Raw genomic sequence first — 20,921 nt, 5'->3', positions numbered from 1 at the left:
CATGCAACCCGCACTACCCCCGAGGAGAGGCGCCATGCTCTTCCTGATGAACGGCTCCGACAAGGCAAAGAAGCAGAAAGAATCCTGCGTTGACGAAACCACCGTCCGGGTCAAGGAACTCTTTGGCGCGGGCCGGTTCCCCGTGGTGACCACCAACGATCTCGAAGGCCGCATCATTGAACGCGTGCTCGGCCTGGTGGCCTGCCGCGGCTATGATTCCGAAGAGGCCTTTTTCGGCATGGCCTCGCGCGCCGTGGCCAAGGGCGCCCAGGGCATCGTGGGCTACAAGGAAAACGTGGCCTTCCATCCGGACGGCAGCAAGTATTTTTCCTGTTATGGCACAGCCGTGCAGTTTGCCCGACCCAATGCCACCCAGGGCCAGGGCGCCCAGGCCCTGCCCGGTGCCCCCGGCACCTCCGGCACCATGCTGCGCCGCAACGCCTGAGCTGGCGGCAGGCGCGGCCTTCGGCGTTCCCGTCCCCTCTGCCCGGGTGGATCATTCCGGAGAGAGATTCCGGCCGATTCATCCCGCCAGCCGGGGACGGGCGCGGGCCGTGTGTACCGCCACGCGATCCATTGCAGGGTTGGGGCCTGCTCTTGACCAACAGGATGGTCCTGCGTCATGCATGGTGGCAGGAGATTGAACCGCCATGCCCACCTTGCATGACCAAAGCCGCGCCGTGGCCGCCTTTCTGCAACATGCCGCCTGGATTCCGGGAGCGCTTTCCGCGCCCCTGGCCCCGGGTGACGTCCGCTTTCTGGCTGCTGGCGAATACAATGAGAACTACCAGGTCATCGCGCCCGACGGCGCGTGCTACGTGTTCCGCCTGAACCACGGCAGCCAGATTGGCCAGGACCGGCAGATCGAATACGAATACAATGTGTTGCACGCCCTGCAACACTCCGGCGTCACCCCCAAGCCCCTGATGTGCGACCCCCGGCCCCACGGGCTGGTCCATGGCGCGCTGCTCATGGAGTTTTTGCCCGGCCGCCCCCTGGACTACCGGCGAGACAGCGCCCTGGCGGCCTGGATCTTTGCCCGCATCCATACCCAACCCGTTCCCGCCCCCGGGGATTACGACCCGCCCATCCTCTGCCAGCCACGGCCCGTGGCGGCCATTGCCAAGGAAAGCCTGGGCCTCTTGTGGCGGCACCCCGAGCATCCCCGGCGGGATCTGTTCACCCGGCTGATGGCCTATCATGACGAGGTGATGGAGCTGGACCGGACCATGGGCGACCTCTTTGACAACGAGCCCCTGACCCTGGTGAACACCGAGGTCAACTCCGGTAACTTCCTGATCGACCCCAGCCCCTACGGCGACCCCGAGCAGGACCGCGGCTGGCTGGTGGACTGGGAAAAAGCCGTCATCTCCGTGCGCTATCAGGATCTTGGCCATTTCCTCGTGCCCACCACCACCCTGTGGAAGAGCGATTTCCGCTTTACCCCAGACACGCGCCGGGAGTTCCTGAAGGCCTATCGCGAAGCCCTTCTGGAGGCTGGCGGGCCGGACATTCCCCTGGACGAGCTAAGCGCCAAAACCAGACTGCTGGAGCGCACCATCCTGCTGCGCGCCCTTTCCTGGTGTTATATGGCCTGGTTCGAGTATGTGCGCATGGACCGCGGGCTCAAACACCCCGCCACCTTCCAGGTCATTGAGCGCTATCTTGGCCAGATGGAAGACTTTCTGGCCCTGGATCCGGCCCTTGACGCCGCGTGAGGGAGGGGGAGACTGCGGGAGCGCAAGAGGGTGATGCCGCGGGATGTACGGTTCTTTTCCGGACCGGCTTGACAGTTCGCACCGATGCCGTCAAATAGAAGATGCTGAAGATCTCTCGTGTGACCTGTTCACACCTTTCGCAACACGCAAGTTAAGGAGACGGCATCATGCATCCCTGCTCTTCCGCCTGTCTGCCCCGCCGGGAATTCTTCAAAACCGTGGCCGTGGGAGCCGCCGTGGCTGCCGTGGCCACCTCCGGCCTGTCCTCCATTGCCTTTGCCCAGGACGGGCCCGTGACCCTGCCCGCCCTGCCCTATGCCTTTGACGCGCTGGCTCCGGTCATCTCGGCCAACACCATCAGCTTCCACTATGGCAAGCACCACGCCGGCTACGTGGCCAACACCAACAAACTGCTCAAGGACAGCGGCATCACGGCCACCACCCTTGAGGAGATTGTCCTGGCCGCGGCCGAGCAAAAGAAGCAGGGCCTGTTCAACAACGCAGCCCAGGTCTATAATCACAATCTGTACTGGCAATCCCTTTCGCCCAAGGGCGGGGCCATTCCGGCCAAGATGCAGGAAGCCCTGACCAAGAGCTTCGGCTCCGTGGACGATGCCAAGAAAGCCCTGGCCGCCTGCGCCGTGGGCCGCTTTGCCTCGGGCTGGGCCTGGCTGGTGTCGGACAAGGGCGCCCTGAAAATCGTGGACACCATGAACGCCGACACGCCCCTGACCCAGGGATTAACGCCGCTGCTGGTCATCGATGTCTGGGAACACGCCTACTACCTGGATTATCAGAACAAGCGCGCGGATTACGTCACTGCGGTCATCGACAAGCTGCTGGACTGGGACGGCGCGCTCACGCGGCTGGAAGCAGCCGCCTGAGCCGGCGTATTGTAAAGTTGCGCAAAGGGGCGGGATGGCGCGCCACGGCACGCCCCCGCCCCTTACGGATCGTATTGACCATGACGCCGGCCGGGGCTATGGTTGGCCATCATCAACGATGCTGGCTTGCACGCCTATGATAATGCCTATCAAATACCCCCCGCCCGGCCATGCTGCCTGCCTGGCCTTTCTTGTGGTGGACGATTCGACCGTCATGCGTCGCGTCGTATGCAATCATCTCAGGGAGATGGGGGTGCAAACCATCCACCAGGCCGGGGATGCCCAACAGGCCTGGAACCTGCTTGCCACCACCCCGGTGGACTGCGTGCTGTGCGACTGGAACATGCCGGGGATGACCGGCATTGAACTGCTGACCAAAGTCCGCGCCAGCCCGCAGCTGCGCGCCCTGCCGTTTCTGATGGTCTCTGCCGAGGCGCAGCCGGAATACATTCTGGAAGCCATCGGTCGCGGGGTGACCAATTATCTCACCAAGCCCTTCACCGGTCCGGCCCTCAAACGCAAGGTGGCCGCCGTGCTGCAGCATATGCACTGCCGGCCGCTCATTGCGGCAGGGCAATCTGGAACAGACGGGGCCAGCGTTTCCCAGTGACAAAAAGCCGGCGGCCGGCGGCGTCCCAGGCCACGCCGTTGGCCACGTCGTCCGGTCCTATGGAACCGGCGGGCATGGCCCGCTGGCAGGGGGTCAGATCCAACAGCCGTTCCACCACGCCTGTGGCCGGGTCCACGATGGCAAGATACGGCGCCTGCCAGATGTTCACATAAAGCTTGCCTTCCACCCATTCCAACTCATTGAGCCGAGGCAGGGGCCGGCCGTTCAAGGTGACGGCCAGGGTGCCTTGTTGCTGAAACGTCTGCGGATCCAGGATGGCGATCTCCGGGGTGCCCTGACTCAGGTACAGCACTTCGCCCTGTGTGCCGCGCATGTCCCGTCCCAGGGCCAGCCCCCAGCCCTCGCCCTGCACCGCAAAGGAGCCGGCCGGCTCCAGGGTTTGCGCATCATATAAAAAGCCCCGGCCCTCGCGCCAGGTCAGCTGGGCCAGCCGCCCATGCACCAGGGTCAGGCCCTCGGCAAAGTAGCGGTGTTCCAGGGACCGTTCGGCCAACACGCGCCCGGAGGACGGTTCCACCTTGCGCAGCCGGGAACGGCCATAGAGCCCGGTGCTTTCATAGAAGATGCCGTCATGAAACAGCAGCCCCTGGGTGAACGCCTCTGGATCATGCGGAAAGCTGGCAAGTATCTCACATGGTGTGATCGGCACGGCAGTGTGCCCCGCCTCCTGGGCCAGGGCAATTCCGGATACGCTGAGCCAAAGATACAGGGAGAACCCCCACGCCAACAATGTAATCTGCCGCATCTGCTTTACGTCCTTCGAGAAATTGCTTAGTCTCATCAGATGGACTCCGTCTTCCTGCCCTGGACTCCCGCCACACGTTTTTTTCACCAGCGGCCCAGGCGAGGCCATCGCGCCTGCCCGGGCCCCGCAACCCATGACAGGACCCTGCCCATGCCCATTCTGCCTGCCCGAGTTTTTCACACGTTCCGGCATGCCATCTTTCCGACGGTCTCGTCCTTCTCCCTGCCAGCACTTCTCCTGATGGCCCTGCTGACAGGCGCCGCATCGCCGGCCCTGGCCGGGGAAGACCCGGAAATCCTGCAGCTCAAGCACCGCATCCTCAACATCCAGAACAACGGCACCCTGGGCATCCAGAACCTCACGCTGTGCAGCAAGGTGGATGGGTTTTCGTCCTTCACCCCCCTGAGCGGTGGCATCATCCCGCCCGACGGCAAGTTCATGGTCTACTACGAGCCCATCCACTGGCGCACCAACGCTGCCGCCGACGGCGGCTACGAAATATCCGTGGTCCAGGACATGCGTATCAAGCTGGGGGAAGAAGTCATCTACTACCGGGAAAATCTGTACTCCCACTCCCTCAGCTCCAAAAGCCCGGTACTGGACTTTTTTGCCACCAACACCCTGGATTTGCACGCCCTGCCCGCCGGCAACTATACCTATGAGGTGATTTTCAAGGATCTGCTCAAGGCGCAGGAAGTCACCGTGGCCACGCCGTTCCAAATCGTCAAGCCGCCGACTCCCTAGTATTTTTTCCCTCCTGCGCATCCGGCCAGCACCGGACGCCCAAAAGCCGCGCCAGACGAGACCTCTCTTGGCGCGGCTTTTGCTTCCTCCTGGCATCCTGTCAATTCGATGTCAAGGAGACGTCCCATGTCCCACGCCATGCCTCCTTTCTTCCTGCCTGCCCGCAACGCCAGGCAGCCCCTGCACGAGCAACTGCGCCGTCAGATGCTGCAACATATCAAGGACGCCGGCCTGCGCGAGGCCATGCTCTCTGAATACAAGGAGATGGCTTCCACCATCAGCGCCCTTCTGCACCTGCTGGCCGGGGAAGGCGTGCCCGACAGCCTCAGTGCCGCGGCCCAGGCGGTATACGGGGAATGCATGGCCCGGCTGACCCAGTCCAGCATCCGCTGCCAGTCCCTGGCCCTGGAATCCAGCAATGTGGACGCCATGCTGCACCTGGCCACCGCCGACGCCAATGGCGACCGGGTCCAATAAGGAGAACTGCCATGTCTGCCATTACCAGCGTCGCCAGTGCGACCGCCCAGCAACCTGCCGTCCAGCAACACGAAATCCAGGAGTCGGTTGCGGCTCAGGAAGAACGCCTGCTCCAGCGGCCCGATACCATCACCCTGCAGGGCAAGGCCCTGGCCGAAGAGGCCGAGGCCATGGACGGCAATGACGCCCAGGCCCTGCTGCAGCGTATCCAGGACGAGCCCCAGGCCCTGCTTGAGGCGCACAATGCCATCTCCCCGGCCCGCCTGGCCCGCCTGCTGGAACTGACTGTCTGATCCCGTCCGCGCGCTGCATCCGCATGCCGCGTGCGTGGAACCTGCCAGGGAAGGCGGGTATCCTCGCCCCGCAACCCCGATGCTGCCTCAGCCCGGCAATGCGCCCGTCGCTGCCGCTCGCCCCGCAACCCGCGCGGGACTTGCATTCCCTGCATTTATGGATTAGATCGCCTAGCCTTGGGTGCAGCCCAACACGCCCCCGGGCCCTGGCGCTGCACCGAGGACCGGCCTGGCGCGCATGCCCAGCGCCTCCACATCTGATTCATTTTTTCGCACCAAGAGGCAACGCATGCATACGCTGCTCGTCACCGGCGGGGCCGGCTTCATCGGCTCCAACTTTGTCCGCTACTGGCACGCCGCCCACCCGGCCGACACGATCATCGCCCTCGACGCCCTGACCTACGCCGGCAACCGCGCCAGCCTGGCCGACCTGGATGCCTCCCCCCGTTTCCTCTTTGTCCACGGCAACATTCTGGATCAGCCCCTTGTGGAAAAACTGCTGCGCGAGCATCAGGTGGACACCATTGTCCACTTTGCCGCGGAATCCCATGTGGATCGCTCCATCCTCGGCCCGGATGCCTTCATCGAAACCAACATCGTCGGCACCCACAGCCTGCTCAAGGCCGCCCGGCAGGTCTGGCTCGCGGAATGGGAGGGCACGCGCCCGGTGCGCTTCCACCACGTCTCCACGGACGAAGTCTACGGCACCCTCGGCCCCACGGACCCGCCCTTCGCCGAAACCAACGCCTACCTGCCCAACTCCCCCTATGCCGCCAGCAAGGCGGGCTCGGATCACCTGGTCCGCGCGTACATGGAGACCTACGGCCTGCCCGTCACCATCAGCAACTGTTCCAACAATTACGGCCCCTACCATTTTCCCGAAAAGCTGATCCCCCTGATCATCACCAACATTCTGGAAAACAAGCCCCTGCCCATTTATGGCGATGGCAGGCAGATCCGGGACTGGCTCTTCGTGGACGACCACTGCCGGGGCATCGAGCTGATCCTGCAGTCGGACAAGGTGGGGGAATGCTTCAATATCGGTGGGCACAACGAGTGGACGAACATCGACATCGTCACCCACGTCTGCCGGCTGATGAACCAGGCCCTGGCCGAGGAGCGCTGGCAGCAGGCCTACCCCAATGCCGTGGCCGCCCGAGAGGGGCGCGCCGAATCGCTCATCACCTACGTCGCCGACCGGCCCGGCCACGACCGCCGCTATGCCATCGACCCGCGCAAGGCCATGGACGTGCTCGGCTTCAAGCCCAGGGAAAGCTTTGAAACCGGCATCGCCAAAACCGTGACCTGGTATCTGGAACACGAGGCCTGGTGGCGCGCCGTGCAGAGCGGCGCCTATCGCGAGTGGATCGCCACGCAGTACGGTGCCTGAGGAGTATGGCCGGGAGGGGGGCGCATCCCAAGCCCCCCCGCCCGGTTCCGGTTACTGCTGCAACAGCCTGGCCGTAAAGCCGCCCGGGCTCAGTTCAATGCGGGCATACCCGCCGCCAGCCAGGGCGCCGGGGTTGATGAGGATGGTCCGGCCCAGGCGGTCCTCGCAGGCGCTTTCGTGGATGTGCCCGGTCAGGCAGACATCGGGCTGGACACGCTCCAGAAATTCCCGCACCGCCGGGCTGCCCACGTGCACGCCGCCCCCGAGGGAGTCGGCCAGGGTATCCTTGGGCGGATTATGAATAACCACCAGTAGATGGCGGAAGGTCTGCGCCTGGGCATACGTCGCCTCGATCCACTGCCGCAGTTTATCCTCGCTGACCTCGCTGGGCGTGCCGAAGGGCGTGAAGGTCGAGGCCCCCACCCCCATGACGCCCAGGGCCGGATACTCGGGATCCAGCATCCGCGCGGCGCAATGCAGGTTGATGCCCTCGCGCTGCAACAGGCTGGTGACCACGGGCATGTCCATGTTGCCAATCTGGGCCAGCACGTTGGGATTGGCCTTGCGGGCCGCAGCCAGAATCCTGGCCGCCTCCTTCTCGCCGCCACGGTTGGTCAGGTCGCCGCTTAAGATGATGCCCCGGGCCGCGGCCACGCCGGGAATGCTGGCCAGACGGTCGCTTTGCTGGTGAATGTCTCCCACGCCGATCCAATAGCCGTTTCCTGCTTGCTGCATGGCGCCTTGCTCCGGTATGTCTGGTGCGACTTCACCACGAGACTGTTCCAAAATAGACGCCAAGATGCAAGTGAACCCTGCCGCTCCATCCCCCGAAACCACCCTTCGTCAGGCTGCACGCAAGGCCGCCCTGCGGCGGGAGATCCTCGCACAGCGCAAGGCCCTTTCCCAAGTCGAGCACGCGACCCGCTCCCTGGACGCCCAGGCGCTTGTTCTGGCCCTGGACGCCTGGCGCAACGCCGGCGAGATCCTCTGCTACTGCGCCGTGCGCGGCGAGGTGGACACGCAACGGCTCCTGGACGACGCCTGGGCCCGCAATCTGCACCTGCTGCTGCCCCGTTGCGTGCCCGGCGCACCCGGCGTCATGGAGCTGGCCGGCGTGGCCTGCCCGGCGGAGTTGCGCCCCGGCGCCTTCAACATCCCGGAACCCGATCCCGCAACCTGCCCCATGCTCCCGGCCAGCGCGCCGGACGTGGCCGTGATTCCCGGCCTGGCCTTCGACCGCGCCGGCCACCGCCTGGGCTATGGTGGCGGGTATTACGACCGTCTCCTCGCCCCCGGCCGGGTCCAGCCCCGGCTGCGCATCGGATTGTGCTTTTCCTTTCAGCTTGTTGCAGATCCACTGCCGGCCGATCCCTGGGACGCGGCCATGGATGTTCTCGTTACCGAATCGGAGGTTGTGTGGCCATCCAGGTGATACCCTTTGCTTTCCCGAATATTCCCGGTGTGCGCTGCGCCTTTTCCACCCGCCTGGGCGGCCATTCTGCGGCCCCCTTCGACCGCGCGAACATGAGCTTTGATGTCGGCGACCATCCGGACCACGTCCGCGCCAATCGCCAGGCACTCCAGGAAACGCTGGGCTTCCGCTTCTGGACCGAATGCAGGCAGGTGCACGGCGACACCACCCTCTTTGACCCGACTTTCGGCGATGCAGCCACGCCCGGCAGCATCGAAGCCGACGGTCTGGCCACCGCCGAAGCCGGCCGGGCCCTGGTGATCAAAACCGCGGATTGCCAGCCCCTGCTCCTGGCCCATGCCAACGGCCGCCACCTCCTGGCCCTGCACGTGGGCTGGCGCGGCAACCGCATTGGCTTCATCCAGACAGCCATCCGCGAATTCTGCGAACACTACGGCCTGCTCCCGGCCGACCTCTCCGCCGTGCGCGGCCCCAGCCTGGGCCCGGCAGCCAGCGAATTCATCCACTTCGATACCGAATGGGGCGCGGCCTTCTCCTCCTGGTTCGATCCCAAGACCCGGCGCGTGGACCTCTGGCAGCTTACCCGGGACCAGCTTCAGGCCGCCGGCCTGCCCGCCAGCCAGATCTATTCCCTGGACCTCTGCACCGCCTGCCTGCCCTCCCACTTCTTCTCCTACCGCCAGTCCCGCACCTCCGGCCGCATGGCCAACGTGATCTGGAGAAAAGAATAAGATGAGGAAGAAAGAAAACGAAAAGTCCTGAGAACCAGGGGGGATAATCTCCCCTGGTTCTCCAATAGTGTTGGCCCCCTGGCCCTGTGCATACACAGGGCCAGGGGGCCAACACTATTGGAGGGGGGTTGGGGGAACTCAGTTCCCCCAATCTCTCCCTTGCCGTTTTCTTTTCTTCTCTTCTGCCTTCCTACCACACCTGGCGGACTTTCACGCCCTGGGCGGCGATGTGGTCCTTGAGCTGGCGGATGGTGTAGGTGCCGTAGTGGACGATGGAGGCGATAAGGGCGGCGGAGGCGCGGCCTTTGGTCAGGGCGTCCACCATATGGTCGGGGTTGCCGGCGCCGCCGGAGGCGATGACGGGGATGGTCACCGCGTCGCTGATCATGCGGGTCAGGGTCAGCTCGTAGCCTTCCTTGGTGCCGTCGGCGTCGATGGAGTTGAGGCAGATTTCGCCTGCGCCCAGGGCCTCGCCGGTCTTGGCCCAGTCCAGGGCGTCCAGACCGGTGTGGGTGCGGCCGCCGTGGATGACAATTTCATAGCCGCAGGGAATTTTTTCGGAAACCGGCACCTTGAGCACGTCCATACCCAGGACCACAGCCTGGGAGCCAAAGGCGGCCGCGCCCTGGGAAATGATGTCCGGATTCTTGACCGCGCCGGAGTTCACGGAGACCTTTTCCGCCCCGGCCAGCAGGCAGGCGCGCATGTCTTCCACGGTATTGATGCCGCCGCCCACGGAGAAGGGGATGAAGATCTTGGAGGCGACTTCGTTGACCACGTCCAGAAAGGCCATACGGCCTTCGTGGGAGGCGGTGATATCGTAAAAGACGATCTCGTCCGCGCCCTCTTCGTAGTAGACGCGGGCGGACTCCACGGGGTCGCCGATATCCACGTTGCCCACGAATTTGACGCCCTTGGTCAGGCGGCCGTTGCGCACGTCCAGGCAGGGGATGATGCGTTTAGAGAGCACGGCGATCCTCCAGGCAGTATTCCCAGAAATTTTTCAGGAGCTTGAGACCAGGGCGGCCGCTCTTTTCGGGATGGAACTGCACGGCCCACAGCCCCGGCGCGCCGTGTACGGAGCAGAAGGCCTGCCCGTAAGTGGTGGTGCCGATGACAAAGTCCGTCTTGGGGTTGGGATAGTAGGAGTGGACAAAGTAGAATTCGCTTTCCGGGGCAATGCCCTCGAAGAGCGGACACGGGGCATGGAGGGCGATGCGGTTCCAGCCCATGTGCGGCACGCGGATGGGCGCGCCGGTTTCATCAGTCCAGGCGCTGTTAAACAGCACGCACTCGCCGGGGATGATGTCCAGGGCCTTGGTATCGTTCTCCTGGGAATAGGAGAGCAGAATCTGGCAGCCCACGCAGATGCCCAGCAGCGGCTTGTCGGCCTGGACCATCTCCTTGAGCAGGGTGTCCAGCCCGCGGGACTGCAGCTCGCCCATGGCCTGCCCGGCCGCACCCACGCCGGGAAAAATGATGCCCTTGGCCTTGGCGATCTCGCCGGGATCATTGGTGATGGCGTTGGGGATGCCCAGGTGATCCAGGGCGCGCTTGACGCTCGTCTGATTGCCGGCTTTGTAATCTAGGATGGCAAGCATGCGGCTCCTCCCGAAATGTTAGGCCTCGTGGATAGCAGAGGAGCGCCCCATGGGCAATCCGTCAAAGCAGGATTGCTCCGGAAAACGGCCGACGCATTCACTGTCCGGCACGATCAGTCGCACATTTCCCGAGTATCCTGCAAAAAAAGCATGGCCGTGTCCGGCTCCAGCACATGGCCGCCCTCATGCAGGCGCAGGCAGAGTGTATTCTCCGCAACACCGTCATGCACACGCCAGATGCGCTTCAGTACGGCAATGTCGGCGGCAATCTCCGTGGCCATGACGGGCCGCGTCGAGCCGCTGAATGCCGAGGTAGCCTGCATCGGCGCCGGGCCCGCGAAGAACGGATCCTGCCGGCCCATCTGAAACATGACCGGCCGGGGCGCAATGAGTGCCTGAATGGCCGAATAGGAGCGCAATTGAGGGATATCCCAACAGTTTGGGTGCCCGGCAATGCGGTATTCCCGCCGCAGAAACTCCAGGGATTGCAAGGCCCCCGCAAACACGCCCCGGCTGATGTCCTGGCGATAGGCCATGAGGCAGTAGCCGATTGTTCCCCCAGCCGAAAGACCAGCCACAGCCAGACCCTGATGCGGTATGGCCGCAAGCACTGGGTCGGCAATGGCGTCCAGCGTGTCCGAGGCCAGCCGGGTCCAGGTGAGCGGGTAACTGTACTGTTCTGCAATATCGGCAATTTCTTTGTGATACATGCTTATGGGTGCGAATACCACATAGCCGGCCTCAGCCAGGGCATGCATCCATCGGTGTTCCAGGAAGTTGCTGTAGGGCAGCCGCCCCCAGGCGTACTCCTCATGCCCATGCAACGCCAGAACCACCGGGCGTTCCGGATGCACGGTCCGGGGCACCGCCAGCAGGCCGCCATAGGGCAGGGTCCCGTTGCGCATGGGGAGTGCCACTTCGTGGAGCACGTAGGACGCGCCCTCGACGGTGGCGTTGGCATCGCCCAGGTGGACCGCCTCAATGGGGGGCAGGGGGATTTCGCTGACAAGCGCACGATATTTCGGCAAAAACAACTCGCGCCATGCCGTGTAACCAGGCTGACCCTGCAGTATTGCTTCGAAGGAGAGTTCGTAGACAGCTTGCGAGTAGTCATACGGGAACGGGCCAGCCGGGTGTAGCGCCGGGGACGATGCCACGGCTGACGGCGCAGGGGTGGTGTCCGTAGCCACGGCGGCGGTGTCCGCAACCGCAGTCTGCCGCAGCGCAACGCCCCGGCTCGGGGACTTGTCTCCTGCAAGGGTCCACAGCAGGCAGGCAACAGCAAATACGCCCAGGAGGGCCAAGCCTGCGCGCCTGCACAGACGACTTGCCCGCAAGGGCTCGGGGGTGGGCATTTCGGGCGCTCCTTCTGTTCGGGCAGATATTGCACCAGAGCGCGACCGAGCACAAGCCGCCTCTGGCGCCTGCGCCAGAGGCGGCGAAGGGAGCCTTCAGGCTCTTCCCCTTTTGGCTACTGGCTGACCTGCGTCTGCGTATTTGCCGTACCACCCTGGGGGCCGGTGGTGGTTCCGGTGCGGGTCCAGGTTTTGGTGACCGGATCCCAGACGCCCTGGCCCTGGTGGGTCACGCTGTTGCCCTGAGGGCCAGTGGTGGTGCTGGAGCGCGAGTAGCCGTTGTCAGTCTTCTGCACTGTGGAATCACGCGTTGCCGTGTTGCCCTGAGGGCCGGTGGTGGTGGCCTTGCGTTGCCAGACACCATCTTCGGCGCTGCCGGTGACGCTCTTGGATGCGGATCTGCCGCCAGAGCCTGTGACCGTGGTATTGCGTTTGAAGGCCTCTGCCGGGCCAAATGCCAAGGCAACACAGAGGATCGTCAGCATGAGGACTCGAGACGTGAACATGATGATACGCCTCCTGGGCGTGGGGCTCTGTGCAGCACACAGGGAATTACGCGTCACGAAGCAAAAGGAATGCCGAAGCAAACCTCTAACAATTTCAGCATGTCTTCCCCATCCATGCAGCATGTGGTGCAGTCCCTTGCACTGGCGGCCACTGTCCCGGTGCACATGCTGCGCAACGTCACGCCCGCCCGGTGCTGCGTCCTGAGTTGAGCTATATTGTGAGGACGCAACACCGGGCCGCCTTGCAGGCTCATGCATCGTCCGAAATCCGCGCATTCCGGCTGACGACCCTTCCCGAAATCCGCCACCATTCGGATCAGCTTATTTCGCGGACATCATCCTAGTCCTTGCGCACCAGGAGTACGGCCACCTCCACGTGCGGCGTGTGGGGGAACATGTCCACAGGCTGCACGGCCTGGACCTCGTACGTCTCGCCCAGGCGGGCCAGATCGCGAGCCAGGGTGGCCGGATTGCAGGACACAGCCACCAGCCGGCCCGGCCGCTCCTTGAGCAGCCAGTCGATCACCGCCGGTTCCATGCCGCCGCGGGGCGGATCCACCACCACCACGTCCGGGACAAAGGGCAGCCCCTCCAGCCCACGCCGCAGGTTCACGGCCTTGAAGGACAGCTGCACATCGCCGAGCGTTTCCTTGTTGGCCTGGGCATTCTTCTGGGCATCGCGCACGGCTTCGGCCGAGGCATCCGCACCGGCCACGGCCGCGGCATGCCGGGCCAGCCACAGGGCGATACCGCCGGAACCGCAGTACAGGTCCAGCACCTTTTCCGTCCCGGTCAGGCCGGCCATGTCCTTGATGGTATCGTACAGAAGCACCGCGCCGTGGGTGTTGGTCTGGAAGAACCCGTCGGCAGATACGTGAAAGACCAGATCTCCCAGCGGCATGGGCAGCCGCAACGCGCCGCCATGCCGACGCAGCTCCTCACCCTGGGCCAGAGGAGTGGGCGAGGTGCGCACGTGATGCACCACCGCGGCCACGTTGAGGAACAGGCCCTTGAGCACGCGGCTCAGTTCAGCCACGGCCAAATCCGCATCTGGATGCCGGGCGGTGATGATCTGCACAAACAACTGCGCCGGCAACCCGCCCATCGGTTCCGACTGCCGCACGGTGCAGAAACGCCAGCAGCCGGTGCGGGTGCCCTCGTCCCAGGCCGGAAGGCCGCTTTGGGAGGTCCAGCGACGAATCTGCTCCAGCACGTCCATGACCTCGGGCCGCATCAGCTTGCAGGCCGTGACGTCAATCACCTCATGACTGCCCCGCTTGCGCAGGCCCAGGTTCAGGTGCGGCGGAAGCGCCACGCGGGGCTGCTCGCCGGGCTGGGCGGGCACAAAGGCGAATTCCATTTTGTTGCGGTAGCCATACTCCAGGGGCGAGGCCAGACATGGCTGCACCAGAGGCGCGGCCGCCTTGCCCGTGGCGCCGCCCAGGCGGGAGAGCGTCTCCTGCACCAGGATTGTCTTCCAGCGCAACTGCTCGGCGTAGGCCAGATCCTGCCAGGTGCAGCCGCCGCACGGGCCGAAGTGCGGACAGGCCGGAGCAACCTCGTGTTCCGAGTGCGAAAGCACGGCCACGGCTTCGGCCTCGGCAAAGCGCTCCTTGACCGTGCCGACCAGGGCCTTGACGCGCTGGCCAGGCAGGCCGCGCTCCACGAAGACCACACGCCCGTCCTCGGCATGCCGGGCCACGCCACGGCCTTGCAATTCCAGAGAATCAATATTCAATTCGACGATATCACCGGTGTCCATACCACTCCCGGGCGGGTGCATCCCGCCGCATCTTGATTCTTGACAGATCGGGCCATTCCGGCAAAGATGCCCAACCAATCCCTGTATGTGAAACCATTCACGTCCACTGCTCAGGCGTGTGGACAGTTCGAGGAGCTCTCCCCATGGAAACGCTGTCTGAACTCTGGCACAACATGCTGCAGTCCACCCTGCCCGGCACTCTGGGCGTCATCGGCATTTTCACGTACATGGGGCTTATCCTCACCACGGCCATGTACCGCATTTTCAAGGGCGACCATATGCATCATTAAGAGGCTCCGTATTTGCCCCTCCGGTAGTTAAGGATGGGACCCGGCGGATGGCCCTCTCCTGAGGCTCCGTATTTGCCCCTCCGGTAGTTAAGGATGGGACCCGGCGGATGGCCCTCTCCTGAGGCTCCGTATTTGCCCCTCCGGCCGGTGCGAGGACGAGGTGCCTGATCCTTTTCCAGATACAGACCTGCGCTCCTCCGAGGTGTGAAGAGGGAGGCGCGTTGGTCTGTTGCTTGCCATGTGCGTCCCTTTGGTCTGACGGTATCATACCCACGGGGATGAACGCCCTCGCCAAGGATCTGAAAGGGGAAGCCCTGCCTGAGCGCGGAGCTTCCCCTTTGCCTGAGCAGCAGCCGGGACAGGCGCCGCCTGGATCGCCGGATTTCACCGGCCCCTGCGGCTGCGCTAGGCGTCCTTCCACCACAGGCAGCCTTCCTGATCCTCGGCCACCTGCATCAGATATTTCCCGTATTCGTTCTTGATCATTTCCTGGGCCAGGACTTTCAGCTGGGCGGCGTCGATGTAGCCCATGCGGTAGGCAATCTCCTCCACCGAGGAGATGCGCGTGCCCTGGCGGGACTGCACGGCCTGCACAAAGCTGGAGGCCTGATGCAGGCTTTCGTGGGTGCCCGTGTCCAGCCAGGCGAAACCACGGCCGAGGAATTCCACGCTCAGCTCGCCGCGCTTGAGGTATTCGTTGTTCAGGTCGGTGATTTCCAGCTCGCCGCGGGGCGAGGGTTTGAGCCCCCTGGCCAGCTCGACCACCTTTTCGTCATAAAAATACAGGCCCGTGACCGCGAATTTGCTCTTGGGCGTGGTCGGCTTTTCCTCGATGGACAGCACGCGGCAGTCCTGGTCAAACTCCACCACACCGTAGCGTTCCGGGTCATTGACCTTGTACCCGAACACGATGCCGCCTGCTTCCAGGTCGGTGCAGCGGCGCAGGATGGTGGGCAGGCCGTGGCCGTAGAAGATGTTGTCCCCCAGGACAAGACAGGCCTTGTCCCCGGCCAGGAACTCCTCGCAAAGCAGAAAGGCCTGGGCCAGCCCCTCGGGCTTGGGCTGGACGATGTATGTAAAGGACAGGCCAAACTGCGAGCCATCCCCGAACATGGCCTGGAAGCGGGGCAGGTCAACCGGCGTGGAAATGATGGCAATCTCGCGCAACCCGGCCAGCATGAGCACTGAAAGCGGGTAGTAGATCATGGGCTTGTCGTAGATGGGCAGGAGCTGCTTGCATACGCCCCGGGTGACCGGGTACAGCCGGGTGCCGGAACCGCCGGCCAGGATGATCCCTTTCATATTTCCTCTGCGCGTTGGTAGTTGCAATCACTGCCAAGCCTGATACCCTGTTTCCCCATGGAAGGAAACCCCGCCCGCACCGCGTCCCCTGCGTCTTCTGGCCCTTGGGTCCAGCTGCGCTGCCGTCTTGTCCGTGGCAGCTCCTTCGACGTGGGCGACGTGTTTCTGATGGCCAATTCCCCGGCTGCCGGCGGCGACCTGCTGGCGCTCACCCCCATGCCTCCCCTGCCCGTTGGCAGTTATTGGGGCGATGGCAGCACCCCCTGGCTGCAGATTCTCGGCCGGGTGTATTTGCCAGGCTGCACGCCCCACACCTGCCTGGGCTGGTGGTGCCGCTGTCTGGACCCCACTCCCTTTTTCCATGAGCATATTGTGGAAGGGACCCTGTGGAAAACCGGACTCTCCCTGGCCTGGATCACCATGAGTGACAAGGGTGCAGCCGGCCAGCGCGAGGACCAGGGCGGCCCGCTCATCGAAGAGGTGGCGCGGTCCCATGTGTCCCTGTGTCATGCCGCAGGCTATCTGCTGCCTGACGAGCCGCGCGCCCTGAAGGCACTGCTGACGGATCTGGCCCTGACCCAGGGCTACGACCTCATCTGCACCACGGGAGGCACCGGTCTCTCCCCGCGGGACACCACGCCCGAGGCCACCCTGGAAGTCATCGAACGCCGGCTGCCCGGCTTTGAGCAGGCCATGATGCAGGCCAGCCTGGCCAAGACGCCCATGGGGGCGATCTCCCGCGCGGTGGTCGGCACGCTGGGGCAGTCCATCCTCATCAATCTGCCCGGCAGTCCCAAGGCCATCCGGGAAAACTTCGCCGCCATTCTTCCGGCCCTGCCGCACGCCCTGGCCAAACTGCAGGGCGACCCGGCAGACTGCGCCCGCTAACCTGCAACCCTGCTCCTCATTTCATGAAACAAATCCTTCATGCTGTCCTGGTGTTGTGCCGGATGGTCAAGATCGAGCATTCGGTCTTCGCCCTGCCTTTTGCCTATCTGGGGGCGTTCGTGGTCGCCGGAGGCTGGCCGGGCTGGCGGCCCTTCCTGCTGCTCACCGTGGCCATGGTGGCCGTGCGCTCCTTTGCCATGGCCTGCAACCGTCTGGTGGACGTGCGCTTTGACCGCGAGAATCCCCGCACCCAGGGCCGTCCGCTGGTCACTGGCGAGATCACCCCCACCCAGACGCGGCTCTTTCTCCTGGCCACGGCCCTGCTCTTCCTTGCTGCCTGCGCCGGGCTGAACCCACTCTGCCTGGCTCTGGCCCCTCTGGCCCTGGGCCTGTCCGTGCTGTACAGCTACACCAAGCGGTTCACCTGGCTGTGCCATTTTGTGCTGGGGGTGGTCATCGGGCTCTCACCCTCGGCAGGCTGGATTGCCGTGGCGCCCACGTATTCCCTGCCGCCGGCGCTGTGGTCCCTGGGCGTGCTGTTCTGGATCGCGGGCTTTGATTTGCTGTATGCCTGCCAGGATGTGGAATTCGACCGCCGCATGGGCCTGCATTCCGTACCCGCCCGGTTTGGCCTGCACACCACCCTGGCGATTTCGACCTTCAGCCACGTGGTCACGGCCATTTTCTTTCTGCTGGCCGGCTGGGCCGCGCAACTCGCCTGGCCTTACTACGCCGCCTGGGCCGTGTGCAGCGTGCTGCTGCTCTGGGAGCACACCCTGGTCAAGGCCGACGATCTCTCCCGCCTGACCCTGGCCTTCTTCACCCTGAACGGCATCATCTCCATCGCCCTCTTTGCCGGCGCGCTCTGGGCGCTGTGGGTCTGAAATGAACCGGAGGCGAGCCTTGTCGGACAAGGCTCGCCTCCGGTTCTCCTGCACCTATTTTCCAGAATAAGCCTGTCTTGACGCTCGGCAGCTGATGCGCCTGCCACGCCTGACCGTCCGCTCTCAGCCCAGAAATTCCAGTTCCCGGGACTCAGGCCCCTCGCCCCGGCGGACCCGACGGTAGGTTGCCACGGTATGACGGGCCACCACCACCATGTCGTGCAATGAGGGCATGGAGGCCAGGAATCCCCTGCGCGGCCGGGTGCGGGGTTTGGGTTCCGGTTCGTGCATGATTTCCAGGTACATGTCCGCCGCCGTTTCCCCGGCACCGGCCTTGACCAGGGCGTTTGCCAGCTCGCGGGCCGTGACCTGCGGCGAGGGGGTGAAGCAGCAGGCGCGGCGCGCGGCGTCATAGACCAACGCCGGACGTTTGCTGCGGCGCAAGGTCTGGACCATCAACCCGGCGGCAGCCTCCAGCTCGCCTTCGCGCACGCAGGCCTCGGCCACCACGCAGGCCGGTTCCACCTGTGGATTGGCCTGCCGCAAGGGGTCGAGCATGGCCCAGGCGCTGGCGCCACGACCGGCCCTGGCCAGTTCCCGCGCGCCTTCCTGCAGGTGATGGCGAACCTTGTCCGGCCGGCCCTGTTCTTTCCATTCCCTGGCCATGGCCCGGTGCGTTTCAGCCACGCCGCCTTGCACTGCCCTGACGGCTGGCGCAGGACGCGGCGCAAAGGCCCGTTCCACTTCGACCTGAATCGCCGCCAGGGCGGCCAGTTTGTCCTCGAACAACCCCTCCGAGCAGGCCGGACCCTCCAGACTTTCCAGGATATCCGGCGCCAGCACCGGCGCACGCAGAATGGCCCGCCGGCTTTCCCGCAACAGGGTTTCCGGCGAATACGGCCGCACGCAAAACCCCGAACACCCCGCAGCCATGGCCTGCAGGACTGTGGAAGACCGGCCGTTAATGGAAATGGCCACCACCGGCAGCACGGCCAGACGCGGATGCAGCCGGATGAGCCGCACAAATTCCACACCGCTCATCTCCCGGCACTCCTCATCCACATACACCATATCTGCCCCGTGCTCCGCCAGATACCGGGCCGCTTCCAGACCCGAGGCGAACCAGCGCGGCTGCGGCAGCCCCAGCCGGCGCAACACCTTGGCATCAATCCGGGCGTGGGTTTCCGCCTTGGAAACACAGAGAATCCGCGGCTGGGCCGGCAGACCGTCCAGGATGGACGGTGCGGGGGACTGGGCTGCGGGAACATCGGTAGGCAGGTGGCGGGAGAGCTGGCTGGTCATGGGAAGACTCCGTGGCGAAAGGTCGAGCTGCTTGCGCGGCGCCTCAGGTCGCACCGTGGCCGACATCCTGTTCATCGACCACCCGCGGCAAGAGTTTAGGGTGCACCTGCTGTCGCCTGTTCGTCACTGGTTCTGCGGCCTCTGCCCTGTCTTTTCGGGAGCGAGGCAAAAAGGGCATAAAATCGCCAGGATCGGAAAACTTGTGGAGGAGCCGCCCTTTTTCCATTCCGCCATGTGCCTGTAACAACGCCTTGGTACAAGGTTCCATCCTTTCAATCCGAGGAGGAACACGGTCATGACGCATTCCCATCTCCAAGAAATCCGCTCCTGGCTGGATGCCCAGCTTGCCCGCCTGGAATCTGAACGCTACGACCTGGAAGTGGAATCCTGCGCCGACGAGAACGAATTCGCCTCCCAGGTGGCCGAAGCGCACATCAAGGTGGCGGTGCGCGAACGGGTCTCCCAGCAGGTGCGAGAGATTCAAACTGCCTTGCGCCGCCTCGACAGCACCGACTTCGGCTGCTGCGAGGAATGCGGCTGCGAGATCGGCGTTGCCCGACTCAAGGCCCGGCCAACGGCAACCCTGTGCGTGGATTGCCAGACCGAGCGCGAAAGCCAGGCAGCCGGCTTCTAGCTCGGTTTTTTTTCGCCCGGCGTCCGGCTTGGCCGGCGTGCCGCCTTCGCCCTGCGCTTTTGGCAGGGCCTTATAAATGTTATTCTTTTTAGCCCCCCCGGGTCGCTTCGGCGTTCGGGGGATTTTTATGGTGGAAAAATCAGCACCCGGGCTTGACGATCCCCTTGGATGTGATACTATCTAGGAAACATTCCTGATCGATCCCAAGCGCGAGGAGGCACACCATGCAGCTTGACGCATACAAGGACTGCCAGATCAACTGGGAACTGACGCCCGAAGAAGCAGTCACCCTGTACCTTGAGTGGGGAAACAACAACTGGCACGGCAAGCATGCCCCCGTGCGCTCCAAGAATGACGTGGCCCATTATTTTGTGGTGGACACGTGGGGAGAAACTCCCACCATCCGCTTGGTCCGCCGCAGCAGTGAGGACGCAGAAGACTTGGCCTGCCTGCCGCTGCCCCAGGAATTTACGGAAGGATTCCGCGAAGAGACCGGTGGGCACAAGGGAATTTATCATCCCACCGAACCCATCAAAAACTGGCTGAAGGGGCAACTCCATCATTGACGAGACCGGTTTGATGTCGGAGTATAAAGGGAGGCGCAAGCCTTCCTTTTTTTTGATAATCCAACAGGACGCAGCCCGTCCGGGTGTCCCATGCCCACCCCTCTGCTCCGGCCTGCCACCATGGCAGATGCCGACTTCCTGGCGCAGGCCACCCTGGCGGCCTCGCGCTCGCACCTGCCCTCGGCCTATTTCGACTCCTTTTTCCCCGTCCCGGACGCCCGGCTGCTGGCGCTCCTGGCCCGCGTGCAACTGCACCCTGCCCGGGGCTGGGGCCATTGGACGGAATATCAGGTGCTGGAATCCCGGCCTGTGGAGACTCCCGCCCCCCTCCTGGGAGCCATCTGCGCCAGTCCGGCGAACACCCTGCCCGACTTCCCCTTCCCGGCCGTGGCCCTGCGCGAGGCCGGCACAGCCCTCGGCTGGAGCCCTGCAGAACTCGACACCGCGCAGGATCGCATCGATCTCTACCTGCAACGTCTCGAAGACATTGTTCTTTCCAACGATGCCGAGACGCTGTTTGTCCAGTTTCTCTATGTGCCAAGACCCCACCGCCGCCAGGGGCATGCCCGACGCATGATGGAGGCCGTCACGGCCCAGGCCCGGGCTGCCGGGCGCCAGCGCCTGGAGTTGTTCACCGATATGGGCAACACCCCGGCCGAAATGCTGTATGCCAGCCTCGGCTTTGTGCTGGTGGACGAGTACCACTACCACGACTTCCCGCCCCAGGAGCTTGCCCGCATCGGCCCCGGGGTTCGGCGGTGGCAGCGAGAGATCGAATAATCTCCA

25 protein-coding genes are annotated in these 20,921 nt (G+C 64.2%); 16 read left to right on the top strand and 9 right to left on the bottom strand.

The annotated features are described in order from the left end of the window. Positions 1–34 precede the first annotated feature (34 nt). The 4 genes from ACYQ00_RS18595 to ACYQ00_RS18580 all read left to right on the top strand — a co-directional run bounded on the left by ACYQ00_RS18595 (position 35) and on the right by ACYQ00_RS18580 (position 3,212). Entirely contained in the window at positions 35–445 is a 411-nt protein-coding gene (locus ACYQ00_RS18595) for a hypothetical protein (protein WP_460033564.1), read from the top strand. Between the two features lie 205 nt (positions 446–650). Continuing rightward, positions 651–1,718: a phosphotransferase gene (locus tag ACYQ00_RS18590; protein ID WP_460033563.1), complete on the top strand. Its 1,068-nt coding sequence runs from the start codon at positions 651–653 to the stop codon at positions 1,716–1,718. A 167-nt stretch (positions 1,719–1,885) separates the two neighbouring features. Beyond that, positions 1,886–2,602, top strand: a complete 717-nt coding sequence (locus ACYQ00_RS18585; RefSeq protein ID WP_460033562.1) for a superoxide dismutase — start codon at positions 1,886–1,888, stop codon at positions 2,600–2,602. Positions 2,603–2,738: 136 nt separating this feature from the next. Next, positions 2,739–3,212, top strand: coding sequence for a response regulator (locus ACYQ00_RS18580; protein WP_460033561.1), 474 nt, complete (start codon positions 2,739–2,741; stop codon positions 3,210–3,212). On the opposite strand, the gene ACYQ00_RS18575 is transcribed toward ACYQ00_RS18580, so the two are convergent. Then, positions 3,163–3,978, bottom strand: a complete 816-nt coding sequence (locus ACYQ00_RS18575; protein WP_460033560.1) for a glutaminyl-peptide cyclotransferase — start codon at positions 3,976–3,978, stop codon at positions 3,163–3,165. The genes ACYQ00_RS18580 and ACYQ00_RS18575 overlap by 50 nt on opposite strands. A gap of 150 nt (positions 3,979–4,128) precedes the next feature. Between ACYQ00_RS18575 and ACYQ00_RS18570 the strand changes: the two genes are divergently transcribed. From ACYQ00_RS18570 to rfbB, 4 genes are all read left to right on the top strand, one after another. Then, a complete protein-coding gene (locus tag ACYQ00_RS18570; protein WP_460033559.1) occupies positions 4,129–4,722 on the top strand; it encodes a hypothetical protein in 594 nt (197 codons plus the stop codon). A gap of 126 nt (positions 4,723–4,848) precedes the next feature. After that, positions 4,849–5,199, top strand: coding sequence for a hypothetical protein (locus ACYQ00_RS18565; protein WP_460033558.1), 351 nt, complete (start codon positions 4,849–4,851; stop codon positions 5,197–5,199). Between the two features lie 11 nt (positions 5,200–5,210). Continuing rightward, positions 5,211–5,492 carry a hypothetical protein gene (locus ACYQ00_RS18560; protein WP_460033557.1) on the top strand — a complete coding sequence of 94 codons (282 nt, stop codon included), beginning with the start codon at positions 5,211–5,213 and terminating at the stop codon, positions 5,490–5,492. A gap of 289 nt (positions 5,493–5,781) precedes the next feature. Further along, a complete protein-coding gene (gene rfbB, locus ACYQ00_RS18555) occupies positions 5,782–6,882 on the top strand; it encodes a dTDP-glucose 4,6-dehydratase (RefSeq protein WP_460033556.1) in 1,101 nt (366 codons plus the stop codon). A gap of 51 nt (positions 6,883–6,933) precedes the next feature. On the opposite strand, the gene ACYQ00_RS18550 is transcribed toward rfbB, so the two are convergent. Beyond that, positions 6,934–7,617, bottom strand: coding sequence for a metallophosphoesterase family protein (locus ACYQ00_RS18550; RefSeq protein ID WP_460033555.1), 684 nt, complete (start codon positions 7,615–7,617; stop codon positions 6,934–6,936). 64 nt (positions 7,618–7,681) lie between these two features. Between ACYQ00_RS18550 and ACYQ00_RS18545 the strand changes: the two genes are divergently transcribed. Then, positions 7,682–8,314: a 5-formyltetrahydrofolate cyclo-ligase gene (locus tag ACYQ00_RS18545; RefSeq protein WP_460033554.1), complete on the top strand. Its 633-nt coding sequence runs from the start codon at positions 7,682–7,684 to the stop codon at positions 8,312–8,314. Beyond that, entirely contained in the window at positions 8,299–9,045 is a 747-nt protein-coding gene (locus ACYQ00_RS18540) for a purine nucleoside phosphorylase YfiH/LACC1 family protein (protein WP_460033553.1), read from the top strand. Before ACYQ00_RS18545 ends, ACYQ00_RS18540 begins: the two co-directional genes overlap by 16 nt. A gap of 190 nt (positions 9,046–9,235) precedes the next feature. Here ACYQ00_RS18540 and hisF read toward each other — a convergent pair whose 3' ends face one another. The 5 genes from hisF to rlmD form a co-directional block, all read right to left on the bottom strand. Further along, positions 9,236–10,015, bottom strand: a complete 780-nt coding sequence (gene hisF, locus ACYQ00_RS18535) for an imidazole glycerol phosphate synthase subunit HisF (RefSeq protein WP_460033552.1) — start codon at positions 10,013–10,015, stop codon at positions 9,236–9,238. Continuing rightward, positions 10,005–10,646 (bottom strand): imidazole glycerol phosphate synthase subunit HisH, encoded by a 642-nt coding sequence (hisH, locus tag ACYQ00_RS18530; protein ID WP_460033551.1) that lies wholly within the window; start codon positions 10,644–10,646, stop codon positions 10,005–10,007. The genes hisF and hisH overlap by 11 nt, the downstream gene beginning before the upstream one ends. 113 nt (positions 10,647–10,759) lie before the next feature. Next, positions 10,760–11,836: a dienelactone hydrolase family protein gene (locus tag ACYQ00_RS18525; protein WP_460033550.1), complete on the bottom strand. Its 1,077-nt coding sequence runs from the start codon at positions 11,834–11,836 to the stop codon at positions 10,760–10,762. A 281-nt stretch (positions 11,837–12,117) separates the two neighbouring features. After that, entirely contained in the window at positions 12,118–12,507 is a 390-nt protein-coding gene (locus ACYQ00_RS18520) for a hypothetical protein (protein WP_460033549.1), read from the bottom strand. Between the two features lie 340 nt (positions 12,508–12,847). After that, positions 12,848–14,269, bottom strand: coding sequence for a 23S rRNA (uracil(1939)-C(5))-methyltransferase RlmD (rlmD, locus tag ACYQ00_RS18515; RefSeq protein ID WP_460033548.1), 1,422 nt, complete (start codon positions 14,267–14,269; stop codon positions 12,848–12,850). A gap of 143 nt (positions 14,270–14,412) precedes the next feature. Here rlmD and ACYQ00_RS18510 point away from each other — a divergent pair, with 143 nt between their 5' ends. After that, complete coding sequence (locus tag ACYQ00_RS18510; RefSeq protein ID WP_460033547.1) at positions 14,413–14,559, top strand: hypothetical protein; 147 nt, start codon at positions 14,413–14,415, stop codon at positions 14,557–14,559. 405 nt (positions 14,560–14,964) lie between these two features. Here ACYQ00_RS18510 and rfbA read toward each other — a convergent pair whose 3' ends face one another. Beyond that, positions 14,965–15,861: a glucose-1-phosphate thymidylyltransferase RfbA gene (rfbA, locus tag ACYQ00_RS18505; RefSeq protein WP_460033546.1), complete on the bottom strand. Its 897-nt coding sequence runs from the start codon at positions 15,859–15,861 to the stop codon at positions 14,965–14,967. 57 nt (positions 15,862–15,918) lie between these two features. On the opposite strand from rfbA, the gene ACYQ00_RS18500 reads away from it, so the two are divergent. Continuing rightward, positions 15,919–16,749, top strand: a complete 831-nt coding sequence (locus ACYQ00_RS18500) for a MogA/MoaB family molybdenum cofactor biosynthesis protein (RefSeq protein ID WP_460033545.1) — start codon at positions 15,919–15,921, stop codon at positions 16,747–16,749. Between the two features lie 23 nt (positions 16,750–16,772). Beyond that, entirely contained in the window at positions 16,773–17,633 is an 861-nt protein-coding gene (locus tag ACYQ00_RS18495) for a 4-hydroxybenzoate octaprenyltransferase (protein WP_460033544.1), read from the top strand. A gap of 123 nt (positions 17,634–17,756) precedes the next feature. Here the strand turns inward: ACYQ00_RS18495 and ACYQ00_RS18490 are convergent, their stop codons facing one another. Further along, entirely contained in the window at positions 17,757–18,935 is a 1,179-nt protein-coding gene (locus tag ACYQ00_RS18490; protein ID WP_460033543.1) for a response regulator, read from the bottom strand. A gap of 295 nt (positions 18,936–19,230) precedes the next feature. On the opposite strand from ACYQ00_RS18490, the gene ACYQ00_RS18485 reads away from it, so the two are divergent. The 3 genes from ACYQ00_RS18485 to ACYQ00_RS18475 all read left to right on the top strand — a co-directional run bounded on the left by ACYQ00_RS18485 (position 19,231) and on the right by ACYQ00_RS18475 (position 20,915). After that, positions 19,231–19,569, top strand: coding sequence for a TraR/DksA family transcriptional regulator (locus tag ACYQ00_RS18485; RefSeq protein ID WP_460033542.1), 339 nt, complete (start codon positions 19,231–19,233; stop codon positions 19,567–19,569). Positions 19,570–19,793: 224 nt separating this feature from the next. Next, a complete protein-coding gene (locus ACYQ00_RS18480; protein ID WP_460033541.1) occupies positions 19,794–20,135 on the top strand; it encodes a DVU0772 family protein in 342 nt (113 codons plus the stop codon). 90 nt (positions 20,136–20,225) lie between these two features. Next, positions 20,226–20,915 (top strand): GNAT family N-acetyltransferase, encoded by a 690-nt coding sequence (locus ACYQ00_RS18475; protein WP_460033540.1) that lies wholly within the window; start codon positions 20,226–20,228, stop codon positions 20,913–20,915. Positions 20,916–20,921: the final 6 nt, after the last annotated feature.

This window comes from Megalodesulfovibrio paquesii, from assembly GCF_054653055.1.
Note: the sequence above shows the minus strand (reverse complement) of the source record. Positions and strands in the feature narration are given on the sequence as shown.

What these genes read in the sequence shown, in the direction of transcription:
- ACYQ00_RS18480 (WP_460033541.1), top strand. Translation starts at nt 19,794, where the DNA reads ATGCAGCTTGACGCATACAAGGACTGCCAGATCAACTGGGAACTGACG.
- ACYQ00_RS18595 (WP_460033564.1), top strand. Translation starts at nt 35, where the DNA reads ATGCTCTTCCTGATGAACGGCTCCGACAAGGCAAAGAAGCAGAAAGAA.
- ACYQ00_RS18520 (WP_460033549.1), bottom strand. Translation starts at nt 12,507, where the DNA reads ATGTTCACGTCTCGAGTCCTCATGCTGACGATCCTCTGTGTTGCCTTG.
- ACYQ00_RS18585 (WP_460033562.1), top strand. Translation starts at nt 1,886, where the DNA reads ATGCATCCCTGCTCTTCCGCCTGTCTGCCCCGCCGGGAATTCTTCAAA.
- rfbA (WP_460033546.1), bottom strand. Translation starts at nt 15,861, where the DNA reads ATGAAAGGGATCATCCTGGCCGGCGGTTCCGGCACCCGGCTGTACCCG.
- ACYQ00_RS18550 (WP_460033555.1), bottom strand. Translation starts at nt 7,617, where the DNA reads ATGCAGCAAGCAGGAAACGGCTATTGGATCGGCGTGGGAGACATTCAC.
- ACYQ00_RS18475 (WP_460033540.1), top strand. Translation starts at nt 20,226, where the DNA reads ATGCCCACCCCTCTGCTCCGGCCTGCCACCATGGCAGATGCCGACTTC.
- ACYQ00_RS18590 (WP_460033563.1), top strand. Translation starts at nt 651, where the DNA reads ATGCCCACCTTGCATGACCAAAGCCGCGCCGTGGCCGCCTTTCTGCAA.
- ACYQ00_RS18575 (WP_460033560.1), bottom strand. Translation starts at nt 3,978, where the DNA reads ATGCGGCAGATTACATTGTTGGCGTGGGGGTTCTCCCTGTATCTTTGG.
- ACYQ00_RS18510 (WP_460033547.1), top strand. Translation starts at nt 14,413, where the DNA reads ATGGAAACGCTGTCTGAACTCTGGCACAACATGCTGCAGTCCACCCTG.
- ACYQ00_RS18490 (WP_460033543.1), bottom strand. Translation starts at nt 18,935, where the DNA reads ATGACCAGCCAGCTCTCCCGCCACCTGCCTACCGATGTTCCCGCAGCC.
- rfbB (WP_460033556.1), top strand. Translation starts at nt 5,782, where the DNA reads ATGCATACGCTGCTCGTCACCGGCGGGGCCGGCTTCATCGGCTCCAAC.
- ACYQ00_RS18560 (WP_460033557.1), top strand. Translation starts at nt 5,211, where the DNA reads ATGTCTGCCATTACCAGCGTCGCCAGTGCGACCGCCCAGCAACCTGCC.
- hisH (WP_460033551.1), bottom strand. Translation starts at nt 10,646, where the DNA reads ATGCTTGCCATCCTAGATTACAAAGCCGGCAATCAGACGAGCGTCAAG.
- ACYQ00_RS18565 (WP_460033558.1), top strand. Translation starts at nt 4,849, where the DNA reads ATGTCCCACGCCATGCCTCCTTTCTTCCTGCCTGCCCGCAACGCCAGG.
- ACYQ00_RS18500 (WP_460033545.1), top strand. Translation starts at nt 15,919, where the DNA reads ATGGAAGGAAACCCCGCCCGCACCGCGTCCCCTGCGTCTTCTGGCCCT.
- ACYQ00_RS18495 (WP_460033544.1), top strand. Translation starts at nt 16,773, where the DNA reads ATGAAACAAATCCTTCATGCTGTCCTGGTGTTGTGCCGGATGGTCAAG.
- ACYQ00_RS18580 (WP_460033561.1), top strand. Translation starts at nt 2,739, where the DNA reads ATGATAATGCCTATCAAATACCCCCCGCCCGGCCATGCTGCCTGCCTG.
- ACYQ00_RS18545 (WP_460033554.1), top strand. Translation starts at nt 7,682, where the DNA reads ATGCAAGTGAACCCTGCCGCTCCATCCCCCGAAACCACCCTTCGTCAG.
- ACYQ00_RS18570 (WP_460033559.1), top strand. Translation starts at nt 4,129, where the DNA reads ATGCCCATTCTGCCTGCCCGAGTTTTTCACACGTTCCGGCATGCCATC.
- ACYQ00_RS18485 (WP_460033542.1), top strand. Translation starts at nt 19,231, where the DNA reads ATGACGCATTCCCATCTCCAAGAAATCCGCTCCTGGCTGGATGCCCAG.
- rlmD (WP_460033548.1), bottom strand. Translation starts at nt 14,269, where the DNA reads ATGGACACCGGTGATATCGTCGAATTGAATATTGATTCTCTGGAATTG.